Origin of the sequence: Pseudomonas syringae (genome assembly GCF_002157375.1) — a bacterium.
Classification (GTDB): Bacteria; Pseudomonadota; Gammaproteobacteria; order Pseudomonadales; family Pseudomonadaceae; genus Aquipseudomonas; species Aquipseudomonas syringae_T.
The window spans coordinates 264,265-280,096 of the sequence record NZ_MTSA01000005.1 but is presented as its reverse complement, the minus strand read 5'-3'; the positions used below and the strand labels follow the sequence as shown (position 1 = coordinate 280,096).

The window sequence follows — 15,832 nt, the reverse complement described above, 5'->3', positions numbered from 1 at the left end:
GACGGATCCCTGAGTGAATAGAGAAAACCCCTCGGCGAAGATGCCTCTGCATCCGGCCAGACAACACCGCGACGCTGCACAGCTCGTTGATGTGCTGCGTGAGAGCGAGCGTCAGTTCAGGACGCTGGCTGACAACATGAGTCAACTGGCCTGGACTGCCAGCCCCGGCGGCCAGATCCAGTGGTACAACGAGCGTTGGTACGCCTACACCGGCGCTACGCTGGAAGCCATGAACGCGCTGGGCTGGCGTTCGGTCCTGCACCCCGAGCATCGCGAGCGAGTGGTAGCACGATTGCAATACTGCTTCGCAACCGGCTCCGTCTGGGAAGACACCTTTGCGCTGCGCAGCAAGGGCGGCGCCTTCAACTGGTTTCTGTCACGCGCACTGCCCATGCGCGATGCGCAGGGGCACATTACCCACTGGCTGGGTACTCACACCGATATCACTGCTCAGGTCAATGCCGAAGAGGCACTGCGCGAACTCAATGAAAGTCTGGAGTTGCGCGTTGCCGAGCGTACCGGTGAGTTGGCCAGGGCCAATGAGCGGTTGCAGATCGAGATCGCGGAGCGCGCTCAGGCGGAAGAGGTGCTGCGCCATGCGCAAAAAATGGACGCCATCGGTCAATTGACGGGCGGCATCGCCCACGATTTCAACAACATGCTGTCCGGGGTGCTGGGTGCGCTGGAAATGATCAGGCTGCGCATGGGGGCTGAGCGGTTCGGCGAGGTGGATCGTTACGTGGACGCGGCGGTGAGCTCCGCCAATCGGGCGGCTGCTTTGACTCAACGGTTACTGACATTTGCCCGTCGTCAGCCGCTCAGTGTGCGTGCGGTCGACGTGAATTGCATGGTGCGCTCGATGGAAGAACTGTTACGAGGCACGGTCGGCCATCAGGCCCGCCTGCATATCGAGCTGGCGGAAGGGTTGAGCGCTATTCAGACTGACGAGCATCAGCTGGAAAATGCGTTGTTGAATCTGGTGATCAATGCGCGTGATGCGGTGTCGGCAGATGGCCGGATCCAGGTTCGCAGTCAGGCCTTGAGGCTTTCTGTGCAGGAGGGTGTGTTGGCGGCAGGCGACTATGTGCAGCTCAGTGTCGAAGACGATGGCTGCGGCATTGCTCAGGACGTGATCGACCGGGTATTCGATCCGTTTTTTACCACCAAGCCTGTGGGTCAGGGAACGGGGCTGGGCTTGTCTATGGTCTATGGCTTCATCAAGCAGACCGGCGGGCATGTGCAGGTAAAAAGCGTGCTGGGTCAGGGTGCTCGCGTTGATTTGTACCTGCCTTGTGTGTCGTGTCAGTGTGAGTCGACGAGCGACTGAGGCAGGTCTGTCACGTTTTGCGTTGCGGCTTCTTTTTGCTGGTTGCGGATTCGTCAGGCGGCTCGATCTGTCGTTGCAGGTTTTCCAGCGCCACTTCCTTTTTGATCAGCAGCAGTTCCAGCATCCGGTTTTGCTGTCGGGTGTCGGTCATGCTCTGTTTAAGCGTGGCACTTTCTTCCTGCAGGCTGCGCAACCTTTCTTCCAGCAGTGCGCATTGCGTATGGGTGTGCTGGTGCTGTTCCGCTGATGCGACGGCCTGGCTAGCCGCTCGGCTCAGTTGGTCTTTCTGGTCGCGCAATTCACGTGCGGTGCTGCGATTTTCTGCCAGCACTCGTTCGTTATCGCGGTTCAGTTGCGTGATCTCTTCCTGGCGCATGGCAATGCTTTGCTGTGCCTGGCGCAGCTCCATCTGCAATTGCTGAACCTGGCCCTCATGGCGCTGCTGTTCCTGTTCGCGTTGTTCCCTGATCGAGTCGCGGTAGTGCTCCAGCGCCTCGCGAGCATGCAAGTGCTTTTCCTCAAGCGAGTGAATCTGGCTGTCCTTGTCTTGCAGGCGTGATTGCAGGTCCAGGTTGGCCTGGTGCAGTCGTGCGTGTTCGGTCTGGGTTTCTTGCAGCGCCTGTCGGGTCTGGAGCAGGGCGGCGGCCTGATGTTCAATGGTCTCGTTGCGCTGCAGCAGGTGTTCCTGCAATTCACTGATCTGTTGCCGGGCGGTGTCGAGTTGTTGCAGCAGGCTATTGCGACCGGTCTGGTACTCGTCGTGCGCCTGGTCTATGCGTTCCTGGGCTTGCTCTTGAAGTCGCTGGGCGAGGTGAGCCACCAACTCGCTCAATTCCTCGTTGATGTCCGGCGCTGGCGTGTGCGCGCCATCTATTTCTTTCAGATAGCGATGAATAGTGGTTTTCGAGCCGGTGTTACCCATTTCGATACGTACCGCATCAATGCTCGGGTTTTCGCCTCTGGCCAGCAGGGAAGCCCTTGCCTTGTGAACCAACGCCTTGTTTACACCGCCCCGAGCCATGCTGTCTCCTACGATTTCGTACTGTGGTATGTACCCTGTAATTACATACTATATTATTTGAAATGATTTGGTGTTTTTTGAATTAATTAACACGGGATATTGGCGTATTATCCCGTGTCAGGCGCTGTCAGGTGCCTTTTCAACGGTTTCCCCAGTACACCCGCAGGCTTGAGCCATGAATGATGTTGATCGCTACATTGATGCCGCGACCCGAGACAACACGCGTCGCAGCTATCGGGCGGCCATCGAGCATTTCGAGGTGACGTGGGGCGGTTTTCTGCCGGCGACCAGTGAAAGCGTGGCGCGCTACCTGGCCAGTTACGCAGGCACGCTGTCGGTTAACACCTTGAAGCTGCGCCTCTCAGCGCTGGCTCAGTGGCATGTCAGTCAGGGCTTTGTCGATCCCACCAAGGCGCCTATGGTGCGCAAGGTCATCAAAGGCATCCGTGCGCTGCATCCGGTGCAGGAAAAACAGGCCGAGCCCTTGCAGTTGCAAGACCTGGAAAAAGTCATCGCCTGGCTGGAGGTCGAGGCTCACGAGGCCAGCGCGCAACACGATCAGCCGCGGCTGCTGCGTTGCCGTCGAGATTCGGCGCTGATCCTGCTCGGTTTCTGGCGAGGGTTTCGCAGTGACGAGTTGTGCCGCCTGCAGGTGCAGGACGTCAGGGCCGTTGCCCATTCCGGTATCAGCCTGTACCTGCCGCGCAGCAAGGGGGATCGCGACAATCTGGGCAAAACTTACCAGACGCCTGCATTGCAGCGGTTGTGTCCGGTGCAGGCATATATAGAGTGGATAAACTGTGCCGCGCTGGTTCGTGGGCCTGTGTTCCGGGCGGTCGATCGCTGGGGGAATCTGAATGAGCACGGGTTGCACGCCAACAGCGTCATTCCGTTGCTGCGTCAGGCTTTCGAGCGTGCGGGCGTGCCTGCCGAGCATTACACCAGCCACTCCTTACGTCGCGGTTTCGCAAGCTGGGCGCACAGCAACGGTTGGGACTTCAAGTCGTTGATGGCTTATGTCGGCTGGAGGGACATCAAGTCAGCGATGCGCTACATTGAGGCCGCGCCGTTTCCGAGCAGTCCTGGAGTGGGAAGCGGCCTGAAGGTTTCTTCTATTGATAAGCAGCCTTCATAGTGAAAAGCAATCAGTGACATCAGGTTTGCCAATGAGCGATTGTCATCGATCATGCGTAAGCTTCACTCCATCGAATTCACAACCCATCCAACTCATCAGGAGATATACCGATGCCTATCATCAACAGCCAAGTAAAACCGTTCAAGGCTACCGCGTTCAAGAACGGCGCTTTCGTTGACGTTTCGGACGCTGACTTCAAAGGCAAATGGTCTGTCGTATTCTTCTACCCGGCTGACTTCACCTTCGTATGCCCGACCGAACTGGAAGACCTGGCTGACAACTACGACGCGTTCAAGAAGCTGGGCGTTGAAATCTACAGCGTGTCGACTGACACCCATTTCGCCCACGCAGCATGGCACAACACTTCGCCTGCCATCGGCAAGATCCAGTACACCATGATCGGCGACCCGACCCTGACCATCTCGCGCAACTTCGACGTGCTGATTGAAGAAGCCGGTCTGGCGGATCGCGGTACGTTCGTGATCAACCCGGAAGGTCAGATCAAGATCGTCGAGCTGAACGACGGTGGTGTTGGCCGCGACGCTTCCGAGCTGCTGCGCAAAATCAAGGCTGCTCAGTATGTGGCTGCTCACCCGGGCGAAGTTTGCCCGGCCAAGTGGAAAGAAGGCGAGGCCACTCTGGCTCCGTCCCTGGACCTGGTCGGCAAGATCTGATTCGCATGAATCGGCTGGGGGCGTTGAGCTCTTGAGCAAGTAAACCGCATCGCCCCATAAAACGCCCGGGCGGTCATCGCCTGGGCGTTGTTATTTCTACCCTTTGTAAACAGGAAGTCGCCACATGTTGGACGCCAATCTTAAAGCCCAGTTGAAATCCTACCTGGAGCGGGTCACTCGCCCCATCGAGATCGTCGCGTCCCTTGATGACGGCGCGAAGTCTCAGGAAATGCTTGCACTGCTCAATGATGTGATCAGTGTTTCCAAAGACGTCACCCTGAATGACAGCGGCACCGACGCCCGTACGCCGTCGTTCTCGCTGAACAGCCCTGGTCACGATATCAGCCTGCGTTTTGCCGGTATCCCCATGGGGCACGAATTCACCTCGCTGGTTTTGGCGCTGCTGCAAGTTGGCGGCTATCCACCCAAGGTCAGTGCGGAAACCATCGAACAGGTTCGCGCTCTTCAAGGCGAATTCCATTTCGAAACCTATTTCTCGCAGTCCTGCCAGAACTGCCCTGACGTTGTTCAGGCGCTGAACCTGATGGCAGTGCTGAACCCTGGCATCAAGCACGTTGCTATCGACGGCGCGCTGTTTCAGGACGAAGTGACCGACCGCAAGATCATGTCGGTCCCGAGTATCTACCTGAACGGCGAGTTGTTCGGCCAAGGCCGTATGGGCCTGGAAGAAATTCTGGCCAAAATCGACACGGGTGCCGGTGCGCGTCAGGCAGAAAAGCTCAACGCCAAGCAGGCTTTTGATGTGCTGGTGGTCGGCGGCGGTCCTGCCGGTTCGGCGGCTGCGGTCTATGCCGCCCGCAAAGGCATCCGCACCGGCGTTGCAGCTGAACGCTTCGGCGGTCAGGTGCTTGACACCATGGCCATCGAAAACTTCATCTCGGTGCAACACACCGAGGGGCCGAAGCTGGCTGTTGCGCTCGAAGAGCACGTTAAGCAGTACGAAGTCGACATCATGAACCTGCAGCGTGCCGACAAGCTGATTCCTGGCGCGGCCGGTGAATTGCACGAAGTGAAATTTGCCAGCGGTGCGAGCCTCAAGGCCAAGACGGTCATTCTTGCCACCGGCGCTCGCTGGAGGGAAATGAACGTGCCGGGCGAGCAGCAATACCGCAACAAGGGCGTGGCTTATTGCCCGCACTGCGACGGTCCGCTGTTCAAAGGCAAGCGCGTGGCTGTGATTGGTGGCGGTAACTCGGGTGTCGAGGCGGCAATCGACCTGGCAGGTATCGTGTCTCACGTCACCCTGCTGGAGTTCGATGTGCAGTTGCGTGCCGATGCCGTCTTGCAACGCAAGCTACACAGCCTGCCAAACGTCACCGTGATCACCAGTGCGCAAACCACTGAAGTCACCGGCGATGAGCAGAAGGTCAACGGCCTGCGTTACAAGAACCGCACCAACAACGAAGAAGTCACCATTGCGCTGGAAGGTATCTTCGTCCAGATCGGGCTGCTGCCTAACAGCGAATGGCTGAAAGGCGCCATCGAGTTGTCGCCGCGCGGCGAGATCGTGGTCGATGCTCGCGGTGAGACCTCGGTGCCAGGCATCTTCGCCGCCGGTGACGTGACGGTTGCGCCGTACAAGCAGATCATCATCGCCTTGGGCGAGGGTGCCAAGGCTTCCCTGAGCGCCTTTGACCACCTGATCCGCACGTCCGCGCCAGCCTGACGGAACAGCGGTAAACAAAAAACCCGTGAGCGATCACGGGTTTTTTTGTTTATCGTTCCGCACCGGAGCGCTTCACATGAGGCCTCAGAGTGGCGTCGGCTGGATGATTTCTACCCAGTAGCCATCCGGGTCCTTGATGAAGGCCAAGCTGTTCATGCGGCCGTCCGACAGGCGCTTCTGGAAGTCCACCCCCAAGGCCTCGAAGCGCTCGCAGGCGACCTTGACGTCAGGCACGGACACGCAAATGTGACCAAAGCCACGCGGGTCGCTGTTGCCGTTGTGGTACGACGCCGTCGCATCGCTTTCAGTGCCGTGGTTATGGGTCAGTTCCAGAATGCCCGGTATCGACTTCATCCACTCATTGCGCGCAGCATCGTCTTCCGGGATCTGCGCCTTGTCCACCAGGGCAAGAAAATACAGGCTGAATTCGGCTTCCGGGAAGTCACGCTTTTCAACCAGGCTGAAGCCGAGTACGCGGGTGTAGAAGTCCAGTGATTTCTGGATGTCCTTGACGCGCAGCATGGTGTGGTTGAACACAAATTGCCGGGTAGCCTCTTCAGGATTGGCCGTGACGCCCGGTAGTGTGTTGAGTTCGTGCAAGCTCATGACTGTTTCTCCAACGAATGTACAAATAGTGCCAAATGATACGGGGCAGGGCAGTGAGTGCCAAACCCTGGCTCGGTTAACGCGGCGACGCGCTTGCTCGTAGCCGGCAACAGGCTCAGAATTCGCGGTCACCTGTTATGGCGACCTGATCATGATTTTTGCGCACTGCCGACATGTTTTGCCAAGCTTGTGTCTTTGCCTGTTGCTGGGCGCTGCGCCAGCCAGTGCAACCGATGCAATGATCACCTGGCCAGCGGGCTGGGAAGTCGAGTCACTGCCGACCGAGGCCGTTCAGCCTTCCGTGCAGGTCAGACAGCGTGCGGTGAAAAACGATCAAAATGGAAATCCCTTGATGGTGATGGAGCTGACGCAGACGCGCCTCACGCCCGGACATGAGGTGAATGTCTCGGGGGTGTTGCTGGAGATGCGCAAGTCGATTCAGGTCAATTTTGCTCGCAGCGGCCTACAAAGCGCCTGTACCCATATGCGTAAAAGCCGGCTTAGCGTTGTTCCTGCACTGGAGACCACTTGCACCATTACCCAGAACGGCGTGCATGTATTGACCCAGACCCTGGTGGCGGCAGCCAGCAAAGAGATGGCCTGGTCGTTGTCCTATGCAGGGTCGGCCGACGGCTATGCCGCCAACAAGGATGAAGCGTTGCGTATCCGCGAGAGCCTGCAGCTCGGTGACGTGCAGTAAGGCGTGCTTTTTCGCAGACAAAAAGAAGCCCGCCGAGGCGGGCATGGGGCGCTATTCCTTTAGCGGTCTTCATCATCCAAGAATGCATGTGTAAAAAGTGTGAAGCTTGAGCGGCAGGGTCGACAGGCAGTTTCGCGGTGTCGACGTGCCGTGTAATACAGGGTTTTATATTTCGTTACATTAGACAAACTGAATAATTACTCTACCCTGATTCAGGAAATGTTCAGTTTTGTAACTGTGGACTGAATCGCTTAAGCCCTCCGTTTATTGGCGTCATTATTTTCGCGTGATTAATACGCTTGAGCCGAAAAGTTAGAGGTGTCGGGCAATTCGCGGAGTCGTCCATATGAATACGGCGTCTTCCGGCACGGTCACCGTTCATCCCTGTTTCATCTCGCGGTTGCACGGTGCGTGTACTCATCGAATGCCGGGGCCAATAAAAAAAGCCCTGCAAGTGCAGGGCTTCAGATGACGGAGTTGCAATCAGGCGCGAAGCCATGAATCAACAGTGTCGACACCGTATTGCTCTTTCCAGGCTTTGAGGCCACGGTGATTGCCGCCCTTGGTTTCAATCAGCTCACCGGTGTGCGGATTCTGATAAACCTTGACGACGCGCGCACGGCGGCGCTTTGGCCCGGCAGGCGCAACCAGCGACGTTGCGCTGGACGGGTCGAGGATGGCGATGATGTCACGCAGGCTTTTGCCATAGGTGCCCATCAGGTCCTGGAGCTTCTGCTCGAATTCAATCTCCTTTTTCAATCCGGCGTCATTCTTCAACGTTTCCAGCTGTGCAAGCTGTTCTTGAAGGGCTTTCTCTGCTGCTCGAAACTCGGCAAGTCTGGACAAGTAATACACTCCAACAATGTAATGGCTGTTGTCAGCCCAATAAAACGATGAGCCACAATGGTCTGGCGGATGAGCTCATTCGGTGTTGCCCGATACCTGCGGTTTCTATGGTGAAACTAGGCCTTTCCGGCATCCTTGCGCAGATAGAGGGTGCTTATAACTCAGTAGCTCGCAAATAATGCACCTTTTTTGCCAGTTAGAAAATAGTATTTTTCAAATTCATTAAATGCAGGCACTGCCCGCTGTTGAATATAGGCGAGGGTGCCCGTGTGTTCGCGCACGGTGTTTTGTAAGTTATTTCTGATATTAGGCGCGGATTGAAAACGTGCCAAACGAGGCCGTTTGGCATAAAAAGAGAAACATCTGACAGGCATGAAGACTGTCAGATGCGTAAATCCCTGGCGTGTCTGAAGGCCGTTGGCTGTGAGGCATGCAGCAGCGCACAGGGTGGCTTTTGGCCTCCGTTTGGGTCCTACAACCCCTGTTGCAGCTCGGGGTCATCGGGATTCTGCTGCTCCAGCTCTGCCAGGAGAATCTGAACATTTTGTAACTGGCCGTTTTCTTTCCAGTACTGGATCAGCAGAACCCGTGCCTTGCGGTTGGCGGGCTGGTTTTGAACGATCTGCGTCAGTTGCTTCTGCGCCGCCTCAAGCTCGTTCAATGAGTGCAGAGCGACCGCCAGGTCATAGCGATAATCACTGTTGTCGGGCGCCAGCTCGATGGCTTTTGCGAGGCTGAGTACGGCAAATTCGGCTTGCCCGTGGTTTAACAACCACATTCCCAAGGCGTGCTGAAGCATGGATGAACCGGGATTGCGCTCCAGCAAACCGGCGAACAGGCTGCGTGCCTGCTCGGCCTGTCCCTTGCGATCCAGCAACTCGATGTGGGCCAGTGCCGCTTCGATGTTGCCCGGATCAAGTGAGGTCGCTCGCTGAAGGGCCGCCACCGCCGGGTCGAGGTCGCCGGTCTGCAAGTACAGCCTGGCAAGCTGCAACTGGCTCTGGGCCGTTTGCGGCTGGCTCTTGAGGAACTCCTGAAACGCCTCTGCGCTTTGTTGCAGCACAGCGAAGTAAAGGCCCAGCTCGTCTGGCGAGAGGCCGAGCAGGGCGCTGGTGGCGTGATACCTGACGGAAGCGTCGCTGTCATCCAGCAGCGGCCCCAGCAGCAGGCTGCGTTGACTGTTGGAAACCAGTTTCACGCTGACGTCGATGGCGGCCTTGCGGACCTGCGCCGACGCATCGCCAAGGCCTGCGTCGAGTAACTTGAGTGCTTGCGGGCTGGGGTAGTCACTCAGTTCGGCGAGCAAGCTGATGCGTTCTGCGTCAGAGAGATCATTGCGGGCCAATTGCTGATACAGCACTCGCGCAGCGCCGGGCTTGCCAGCCTGTGCCTGCTCCAGTGCCTCGGCATAGGTGTGGCTCAATCTGGCGGGCGTCGGCTGTACCGGGGCGCGCCACCACCAGAACATCAGCAAAAGCGTCAGCAAGACAGCGAGCGCGGCGCCGATTTTCCAGCGACGGCGAATAAAGGAGTGTGGCGATAACGCCTGTGAGTCCAGTCTGGGCATATCGATTTCCAATGCGTGACGGGTTGCAGCTTCGGGGAGTGGCTGGCAGCTGTCAAACGGCAATCCGGATGGAGCCGGGTTCAGGCCAAAAAAAGCCCCGCGTCCTGGCGGGGCGCGGGGCGTGATGACCGACCGGGTGATATCAGGCCTGAGGTTGCCAGCCGCCGCCGAGTGCTTTGTAGATGGCCACAATTCCACGGTACAGCTCGATTTCAGCCTGAGCCTGGGTGTCCTCCGCCGCCAGACGCTCACGCTCTGCATCCAGCAGCACGAGGAAGTCCGCGGTGCCTTCACGGTATTGCACCGACGCCAGTCTGGCGGCGGCGCGGCTTGATTCACTCTGACGCATTAGCGCCACCAGGCGTTGCTGGCGCTTGTTGTAGTCGCTGAACGCATTTTCCGACTCTTCCAGCGCGAGCAGTACCTGCTGTTCGTAGTTGGCCAGCGCGCCTTCGGCGTCGGCGTCGGCACTGCGAATCTGCGCACGAACGCTGCCCAGGTCAAACGCGGCCCAGGTGATGCTTGGTCCCAGTGACCAGGCTCTGGCGGCGGACGAACCTATTTGTGAGCCACGTCCGGCGGTGTAGCCCAGAAAGCCGCTCAGGCTGACCCGCGGGAACAGGTCGGCAGTGGCCACGCCAATCCGTGCCGTCGAAGCGGCGAGCTGACGTTCGGCCGCCCGCACGTCGGGCCGATTGCGCAGCACCTGCGTCGCGTCACCGATGGGCAAGGCCTTGGCCATCGCGGGCAGCTTGCTCGGGCTCAGGTCCACACTGAGGGTGTTCGGGCGTTCGCCCAAAAGCGTCGCAATACGGTTGCGCTGGCGAGCCTGTTCGGCCTGCAGTTGCGGAATCGTTGCTTCAACCGCGGCAAGACGCGCATCGGAACGCACCACATCCAGTTCGTTGCCAACACCGGCATCGCGCAGTTGCGTGGTGATGTCCTGAGACTTTTGCTGGTTGGTCAGGTTGTCCCGAGCAATGGCTTCACGCAATTGCGCGCCGCGCAGTTGCCCGTAGGCATCCACCACTTCAGCGATCAACGTCACCTGCAACTGATACAGGTTGGCTTCTGCCGCGCCCTGATCGGCATCGCTGGCTTCCAGTTGGCGCTGGATACGTCCGAACAGGTCCACTTCCCATGCCATGTCGAGGCCCAGGTCATAGCGCTCGCTGTTGACCCGGCGCTCGGTGATGCCGGGTTGCTGACCCTTGCCGATGTCACTGCTGGCACGGCTGGTCACGACTGGCATGACGTCGTTGGCGACATCGTCGCGAATGGCCCGTGCAGACTTGAGCCGGGCAAATGCGACGCGCAGGTCGCGGTTGCCGTCCAGTGATCGGGCGACCAGCTTATTGAGGGTAGGGTCCTCGAATTGCTGCCACCACAGGGTATTCATCTTGCTGCGGTCGTAGTTGCCCTGCGAAGCGGACTCAAGCGTTACCGGTGCCGTGTCGGGCGCCTTGTAGTCCGGGCCGACAGCGCAGGCCGCCAGTGCCAGGACCAGCAGGCTCGGGACAAAGAGTTTAAGCGCGCTCATCAATGCGTCTCCGCAGGCAGGTTGTGCAGTGGCTGCGCCCGGGCGGCCTTGCGGGCCTCCTTGCGCTCGACGTAGTTACGGATCAGCACGTAGAACACCGGCGTCAGCAGCAGGCCGAAGAAGGTGACCCCGAGCATCCCGGAGAACACCGCAACACCCATTGCATGACGCATCTCGGCACCGGCACCGCTGGAAAGCACCAGCGGGACCACGCCCATGATGAACGCGAACGACGTCATCAGGATCGGGCGCAGGCGCAGACGGCACGCCTCCAGTACCGCATCCAGCGGGCTCATCCCTTCAGCCTGTTTGTCCTTGGCGAACTCCACGATCAGGATCGCGTTCTTGCACGCCAGGCCTACCAGTACGATCAGGCCGATCTGGGTGAAGATGTTGTTGTCGCTGCCGGCAATCATCACCCCGGCAATGGCCGAGAGCAGGGTCATGGGCACGATCAGGATCACCGCCAGTGGCAGGCTCCAGCTTTCGTACTGAGCCGCCAGCACCAGGAACGCCAGCAGCACACAGAGCGGGAAGACGAACAGCGCGGTATTGCCCGAAAGGATCTGCTGATAGGTCAGGTCGGTCCATTCGTAGATCATGCCGGTGGGTAGCTCCTCTTGAAGCAGTTTTTCCACTGCTGCCTGAGCCTGGCCCGAGCTGAATCCCGGTGCTGCTGCACCGTTGATCTCGGCGGTGATGAAACCGTTGTAGTGCATGACCCGGTCTGGGCCTGCGGTGTCACTGACTTTGACAAATGTCGCCAGCGGAATCATTTCCCCCAGATTGTTGCGCACCTTGAGCTGACCGATCTGATCGGCATCCTGACGGAACTGTTGTTCAGCCTGAACATTGACCTGGTAGGTGCGGCCGAACCGGTTGAAGTCGTTGGCATACAGCGAGCCCAGGTACACCTGCAGGGTGTCGAAGATATCGCTGACCGCCACGCCGTGGGTCTTGGCCTTTTCGCGGTCAATCGCTGCGTCGACCTGCGGCACGTTCACCGTGTAGCTGGTAAACAGGCCGGCCAGTTCCGGCACGCTGCGACTTTTGGCGATGATGTTCTGGGTTTCCTTGTACAGCTCGTCATACCCCAGGTTGCCACGGTCTTCGATTTGCAGGCGGAAGCCGCCGATGGTGCCCAGGCCTTGTACCGGCGGGGGCGGGAAGATCGCCATGTAGGCTTCCTGAATCGACGCGAACTGGCCGTTCAGCGCACCGGCAATAGCGTTGGCCGACAGGCTGGCGTCCTTGCGCTCATCGAACGGTTTGAGGGTCACGAACACCACACCGTTGTTGGGGCTGTTGGTGAATCCGTTGATGGACAGACCGGGGAAAGCGATTGCGTCCTGCACGCCAGGCTGCTTGAGGGCCAGCTCCGACATGCGCTTGATCACGTCTTCGGTGCGGTCCAGGCTCGCGGCGTCCGGCAATTGGGCAAATGCAACCAGGTATTGCTTGTCCTGGCTGGGCACGAAACCGGTGGGTGTGCTGGCAAAACCCATCCAGGTCAGGACCATCAGGCCCGCATACACCAGCAGTGCAATGCCGCTGCTGCGAATGACCCGGGCGACGGTGCCCACATAGCCATGACTGGCTTTCTCGAAGAAGCGATTGAACGGACGGAACAACCAGCCGCCGAGCAGTTTGTCGAGAAAGCGCGAGAAGCGATCCTTCGGTGCATCATGACTTTTGAGCAACACGGCAGCCAGTGCCGGCGACAGGGTCAGCGAGTTGAACGCCGAGATGACCGTCGAAATGGCAATGGTCAGCGCGAACTGTTTATAGAACTGTCCGGTCAGCCCGGAAATAAACGCAGCCGGTACAAAAACGGCGCACAGCACCAGCGCCGTAGCGATGATCGGGCCGGTCACCTCGGCCATCGCCTTGTGAGTGGCCGCGACCGGCTCAAGCCCCAGTTCGATATTACGTTCGACGTTCTCCACCACCACGATCGCATCGTCCACGACGATACCGATGGCCAGTACCAGACCGAACAATGACAGCGCATTCAGCGAGAACCCGAACATGTGCATCACGGCAAAGGTGCCGATCAGCGAAACCGGTACGGCCACCAGCGGGATGATCGAGGCGCGCCAGGTTTGCAGGAACAGAATCACCACCAGCACGACCAGAATCAGTGCCTCGAACAGTGTATGGATCACCGCCTCGATGGAGCCGCGCACGAAGATCGTCGGGTCGTAGACGATGCTGTAATCCATACCTTCCGGGAAGCTCTTCTTCAGCTCGGCCATCCTTGCCCGCACGTCATTGGAGATGTCGATGGCGTTGGAACCGGGGCGCTGGAAGATCGGTATCGCCACCGCGGGCTGATTATTGAGCAGCGAGCGCAGCGCGTACTGGCTGGAACCCAGTTCAATGCGTGCAATATCCTTCAGGCGGGTGATTTCGCCATCGGCACCTGCGCGAACCACCACGTTCTCGAACTCTTCCTCACTGACCAGACGGCCCTGAGTGTTGATCGACATCTGGAAGCTGGTGGCATTTGGCGAAGGCGGCGAGCCCAACTGGCCGGCGGCGACCTGACGGTTCTGCTCGCGAATGGCGTTGACCACGTCGGTGGCGGTCAGGTTGCGTGATGCGGTCTTGTTCGGATCGAGCCAGACCCGCAGCGAGTAGTCGCCCATGCCGAACAACTGCACATCACCGACACCGCCCAGTCGTGCCAGCTCATCCTTGATGTTGAGCACCGCGTAATTGGACAGGTACAGCATGTCGTAGCGCTTGTCCGGCGAGGTCAAGTGAACAACCATGGTCAGGTCAGGCGAGGCCTTGTCCACGGTGATGCCGATACGGGTCACTTCCTCGGGCAGTTTGGGCTCGCTGCGAGTGACTCGGTTCTGCACCTGCACCTGCGCGTTGTCCAGGTCAGTGCCCAGCGCGAAGGTGATGGTCAGGGTCAGTTTGCCGTCGGCGGTGGCTTGCGATGACATGTACAGCATGCCTTCGACACCGGTGATGGCCTGTTCCAGCGGCGAAGCGACGGTTTCGCCGATCACCTTCGGGTTGGCGCCGGGGAAGTTGGCGCGCACGACAACAGTAGGCGGCACGACCTCCGGGTATTCACTGATCGGCAGCTGGAACAGCGAGATGGCACCGGCGATCAGGATCAGCAGCGACAGCACCGCGGCGAAGATCGGCCGTGAGATAAAGAATTTGGAGAAGTTCATCGGACAAGTCCCTTAGCCGCGTGGCGCAGTAGCGCTGGCGATATTGACGGCCGCTTTGGGCGTCACGTTTGGCGGGTTGCTGGCTTCTAGGGCCTGGCGTTGTTTGAGCAGTGCGGCGAGGGTCTCGGCGCTGGCCATCGGGGTGACTTCAGGGTCCACCGGCTGGCCGGGGCGCACACGTTGCAAGCCCTTGACCACGATGGTGTCGTCCTTGCTCAGACCGTTGCGCACAATCCGCAGGCCTTCGATTTTCGGGCCAAGCTCGACGGGTCGATAGGCCGGCTTGTTGTCCTTGTCCATCACCAGCACGAATTTCTTGCCCAGGTCGGTGCCGACGGCTTCGTCGTTGATCAACACGGCCGAGTAAGTGCCGCTGCCGACCAGCTTCAGACGCGCGTAAAGGCCCGGTGTAAAACTGCCGTCGGTGTTATCGAACACGGCGCGACCCCGGATGGTGCCGGTTCGCGGGTTGACCTGATTGTCGACGAAGTTCATCTGGCCCAGGTGCGGGTTGCCGGTTTCGTTGGACAGCCCCAGGTAGACCGGTGTCGTCTGGCCACGCTGGCCCTTGCGAGCGAGTTCGGTGTACTTGAGGAACACGCGTTCGTCAGCGTCGAAATAGGCGTAGACCTTGTCGGTGGAAACCACGCTGGTCAGTGCGGTGACATCAGCGGTGACAATGTTCCCGGCGGTGATCTCGGCACGGCTGACACGGCCCGAAATCGGTGCCGTCACACGGGTGAAACCGAGGTTCAGTCGGGCCAGGTCCAGTTGCGCCTGAATCGCCGCGACACCGGCCTTGGCTTCCTGCGCCGACGTGGTACGCGAATCGGCCAGCTCGGCGGAAATCGCATTGTTGGCGCGCAGGCGCTCACCACGCTGAGCTTCGCTGTCAGTCCGCGCTGCCGTGGCACGTGCCTGCTGCAATTGCGCTTCGAGGCGGCGTACGTCCGACTGGAACGGGCGGGGATCGATCTGGAACAGCAGATCACCTTTCTTGACCAGTGAGCCGTCGGTGAACGCGACCTGATCGATCTGACCGGAAACCCGCGGGCGTACTTCAACAGTTTCCGGTGCTTCAAGGCGCCCGGTCACTTCATCCCACTCGTTGACCGGCTGCTCTAGCACTTTGGCCACGCTGACCTTGGCTGCGCCCGGCGCCGTGGTGGCCTCCGGAGCGCGTCCGCAGGCGCTGATCACGATAAGTGCGAGAGCAGTGAGGGGAAAACGCAGATGGCTGATTGTCTGGGGCATGGGAAGTTCCGCCGGGAATAGTGAATGGGCGGAGTCTGTTGGCGAGGGGTGTCATTAACGAATCGAATAAATCGAAGGTTACTATCACTGACAATGATGCATCCCCACAGGCATTGAAACCGGGAGACGATTCAGGGTTTCGATGGCTGCCTGTGAAGGTGCGCAATGCGTGTTACGCGCACCAGATGATCGGTATGCCGCGTTGCGCCTGCCTCCGTGAAAAGCCCATGTTATCTCGCTATACAGACGATCAATTCATGCAATCGGAACCCCCGTCAAGTTGT

General features: G+C 59.1%; 12 protein-coding genes. 5 read left to right on the top strand and 7 right to left on the bottom strand.

All coding sequences use genetic code 11. The features are described from left to right. The first annotated feature begins 13 nt into the window (after positions 1 to 13). Positions 14 to 1,327 carry a hybrid sensor histidine kinase/response regulator gene (locus BW686_RS08320; protein ID WP_179149203.1) on the top strand — a complete coding sequence of 438 codons (1,314 nt, stop codon included), beginning with the start codon at positions 14 to 16 and terminating at the stop codon, positions 1,325 to 1,327. Positions 1,328 to 1,337: 10 nt separating this feature from the next. On the opposite strand, the gene BW686_RS08315 is transcribed toward BW686_RS08320, so the two are convergent. Beyond that, positions 1,338 to 2,348, bottom strand: a complete 1,011-nt coding sequence (locus tag BW686_RS08315; RefSeq protein ID WP_084915854.1) for a DNA-binding protein — start codon at positions 2,346 to 2,348, stop codon at positions 1,338 to 1,340. Between the two features lie 175 nt (positions 2,349 to 2,523). Between BW686_RS08315 and BW686_RS08310 the strand changes: the two genes are divergently transcribed. The 3 genes from BW686_RS08310 (at position 2,524) to ahpF (ending at position 5,844) form a co-directional block, all read left to right on the top strand. Next, positions 2,524 to 3,483, top strand: a complete 960-nt coding sequence (locus BW686_RS08310; RefSeq protein WP_084915853.1) for a site-specific integrase — start codon at positions 2,524 to 2,526, stop codon at positions 3,481 to 3,483. A 110-nt stretch (positions 3,484 to 3,593) separates the two neighbouring features. Continuing rightward, the gene (gene ahpC / locus BW686_RS08305; protein WP_084915852.1) at positions 3,594 to 4,157 is read left to right on the top strand and encodes an alkyl hydroperoxide reductase subunit C; all 564 of its coding nucleotides are present in this window, start codon (positions 3,594 to 3,596) and stop codon (positions 4,155 to 4,157) included. Positions 4,158 to 4,281: 124 nt separating this feature from the next. Continuing rightward, the gene (ahpF, locus tag BW686_RS08300) at positions 4,282 to 5,844 is read left to right on the top strand and encodes an alkyl hydroperoxide reductase subunit F (protein ID WP_084915851.1); all 1,563 of its coding nucleotides are present in this window, start codon (positions 4,282 to 4,284) and stop codon (positions 5,842 to 5,844) included. 84 nt (positions 5,845 to 5,928) lie between these two features. On the opposite strand, the gene gloA is transcribed toward ahpF, so the two are convergent. Continuing rightward, the gene (gene gloA, locus BW686_RS08295; protein ID WP_084915850.1) at positions 5,929 to 6,450 is read right to left on the bottom strand and encodes a lactoylglutathione lyase; all 522 of its coding nucleotides are present in this window, start codon (positions 6,448 to 6,450) and stop codon (positions 5,929 to 5,931) included. Between the two features lie 151 nt (positions 6,451 to 6,601). On the opposite strand from gloA, the gene BW686_RS08290 reads away from it, so the two are divergent. Beyond that, positions 6,602 to 7,150 carry a DUF4946 domain-containing protein gene (locus BW686_RS08290; RefSeq protein WP_084915849.1) on the top strand — a complete coding sequence of 183 codons (549 nt, stop codon included), beginning with the start codon at positions 6,602 to 6,604 and terminating at the stop codon, positions 7,148 to 7,150. Between the two features lie 483 nt (positions 7,151 to 7,633). Here the strand turns inward: BW686_RS08290 and BW686_RS08280 are convergent, their stop codons facing one another. The 5 genes from BW686_RS08280 to mexE form a co-directional block, all read right to left on the bottom strand. Next, positions 7,634 to 7,996, bottom strand: coding sequence for a histone-like nucleoid-structuring protein, MvaT/MvaU family (locus BW686_RS08280; protein WP_084915847.1), 363 nt, complete (start codon positions 7,994 to 7,996; stop codon positions 7,634 to 7,636). 472 nt (positions 7,997 to 8,468) lie between these two features. Continuing rightward, positions 8,469 to 9,563, bottom strand: a complete 1,095-nt coding sequence (locus BW686_RS08275; RefSeq protein WP_084915846.1) for a HEAT repeat domain-containing protein — start codon at positions 9,561 to 9,563, stop codon at positions 8,469 to 8,471. A 142-nt stretch (positions 9,564 to 9,705) separates the two neighbouring features. Next, the gene (locus tag BW686_RS08270) at positions 9,706 to 11,103 is read right to left on the bottom strand and encodes an efflux transporter outer membrane subunit (protein WP_084915845.1); all 1,398 of its coding nucleotides are present in this window, start codon (positions 11,101 to 11,103) and stop codon (positions 9,706 to 9,708) included. Beyond that, positions 11,103 to 14,294, bottom strand: coding sequence for an efflux RND transporter permease subunit (locus tag BW686_RS08265; protein ID WP_084915844.1), 3,192 nt, complete (start codon positions 14,292 to 14,294; stop codon positions 11,103 to 11,105). The genes BW686_RS08270 and BW686_RS08265 overlap by 1 nt, the downstream gene beginning before the upstream one ends. A 12-nt stretch (positions 14,295 to 14,306) precedes the next feature. Then, positions 14,307 to 15,548 carry a multidrug efflux RND transporter periplasmic adaptor subunit MexE gene (mexE, locus tag BW686_RS08260; protein WP_084915843.1) on the bottom strand — a complete coding sequence of 414 codons (1,242 nt, stop codon included), beginning with the start codon at positions 15,546 to 15,548 and terminating at the stop codon, positions 14,307 to 14,309. Positions 15,549 to 15,832 lie beyond the last annotated feature (284 nt).